The following is a 2,058-nucleotide window of genomic DNA, read 5'->3' as shown; positions in this document are numbered from 1 at the left end:
GTTGTAGAGCAACTAAGCGTTAGCCCGGATCAGGTTAAGCTAGATTCGAAAATTATCGAGGATTTGGGCGCGGACTCTCTTGACGTAGTTGAGCTTGTAATGGCTTTAGAGGAAAAATTCGGTATCGAGATCCCCGATAGCGAGTCTGAAAAATTAGTAAGCATTAAAGACGTAGTAGATTATATAGAAAATTTGCCTAAGAAATAAAATTTTAAGGAAGCAGTTTTGAAACGAGTCGTAGTAACGGGCATCGGGATGGTAACCTCTCTCGGGCTTGACAAACAGAGCAGTTTTGAAAATATCTGTAACGGAAAAACCGGGGTTGATAAAATTTCGCTCTTTGACGCTAGCGAATTTCCAGTTCAAATTGCAGCTGAAGTAAAAGGTTTCGATCCTTCGAGCATAATCGAGGATGGAAAAGAGATAAAAAAGATGGATAGATTTATCCAACTCGGGCTTAAAGCTGCGGGCGAAGCCATAGATGACGCTAAATTTAGTGATTTCGATAGCGACGAATTCGGCGTTAGCTCCGCTAGCGGTATCGGCGGTTTACCGAACATCGAGATAAACGCCAATACCTGCTTGCAGCGCGGTCCTAGACGAATTTCTCCGTTTTTTATCCCTTCTGCGTTAGTAAATATGCTCGGCGGCTTTGTTTCAATATATTACAACTTAAAAGGCCCGAATTTATCCAGCGTCACGGCTTGTGCGGCTTCTGCGCATGCGATTATGGACGCTGCGAGAGTTATTATGATCGGCGAAGCACAAAAGATGCTCGCAGTGGGTGCTGAGGCTGCGGTTTGTCCCGTAGGTATCGGCGGATTTGCCGCGATGAAGGCGCTTTGCGCTAGAAACGACGATCCTGCGCACGCTTCACGTCCGTTTGATGCGGAGCGAAACGGCTTTGTAATGGGTGAAGGTGCGGCGGCTTTGGTTTTAGAAGAGCTAGAGGACGCAAAAGCGCGCGGCGCTAAAATTTACGGCGAGCTCGTAGGATTCGGCGCTAGCGGCGATGCTTATCATATCACTTCGCCTAGCCTAGACGGCCCTATCCGCGCTATGAAAAAGGCCTACGAGATGGCGGGACGCCCGAAGATTGATTATATAAACGCTCACGGAACGTCCACCGCGATAAACGATAAAAACGAAACCGCGGCGTTAAAAGAGCTTTTCGGCGAGGGCAAAGTGCCTGCAGTCAGCTCCACCAAGGGCCAGCTAGGACACTGCCTAGGCGCTGCCGGAGCGGTAGAGGCTGCGATCAGCCTTTTAGCGATGCAAAACGGCATTATACCGCCTACAATAAATCAAATTTCAAAAGATCCCGATTGCGATTTGGACTATGTGCCAAACGTTGCCAGAAAAGCTAAACTCGATTGCGTTATGAGCAATAACTTCGGTTTCGGCGGCACAAACGCATCGCTTATTTTCAAAAGAGTGGATTAATGGCGAACTATCTGGATTTTGAAAAGCCTATAAAGCAGATCGACGAGGACATCACCGCTGCTAAAATTCGCGGCGATGAGGACGCGGTCGAAATTTTAAATAAGAACCTCGAAAAAGAAATTTCCAAAGTTTATAAAAATTTAAACGAATACCAAAGGCTTCAGCTTGCGCGCCACCCGGATCGCCCTTATGCGATCGATTATATTCGCGCGCTTTTACAAGACGCTAGGGAGCTTCACGGCGACCGCGCCTTTAGAGACGATCCGTCGATCGTGTGTTATCTGGGTATTATGGGCAACCGTAAAATTGCCGTGATTGCCGAGCAGAAGGGTCGCGGCACCAAAAATAAGCTGAAGCGAAATTTCGGTATGCCCCATCCGGAGGGCTATCGCAAGGCTCTGCGCGTGGCGAAACTTGCAGAGAAATTTAACCTTCCGATTCTATTTTTGATCGACACTCCGGGCGCATATCCGGGGCTCGGTGCCGAGGAGCGCGGCCAAAGCGAGGCTATCGCGCGAAATTTATATGAACTCAGCGATCTTAAAACCCCTACGATCGCCGTCGTTATCGGCGAGGGCGGCAGCGGCGGAGCTTTAGCGATCGGCGTGGCCGATC

3 protein-coding genes are annotated in these 2,058 nt (G+C 48.8%); all 3 read left to right on the top strand.

Annotated elements, in window-relative coordinates; genetic code table 11:
- A partial coding sequence (gene acpP, locus Q0236_RS09235) for an acyl carrier protein (protein ID WP_297917097.1) occupies positions 1-207 on the top strand: 207 nt, incomplete at its 5' end.
- 18 nt (positions 208-225) lie between these two features.
- Complete coding sequence (locus Q0236_RS09230; RefSeq protein ID WP_297917095.1) at positions 226-1,443, top strand: beta-ketoacyl-ACP synthase II; 1,218 nt, start codon at positions 226-228, stop codon at positions 1,441-1,443.
- Positions 1,443-2,058: carboxyl transferase domain-containing protein (locus Q0236_RS09225; RefSeq protein ID WP_297917093.1), on the top strand; the 616-nt coding region annotated here is incomplete at its 3' end. The genes Q0236_RS09230 and Q0236_RS09225, both read left to right, overlap by 1 nt.

It is taken from the genome of uncultured Campylobacter sp. (assembly GCF_938031315.1).
Lineage (GTDB): Bacteria > Campylobacterota > Campylobacteria > Campylobacterales > Campylobacteraceae > Campylobacter_B.
Note: the sequence above shows the minus strand (reverse complement) of the source record. Positions and strands in the feature narration are given on the sequence as shown.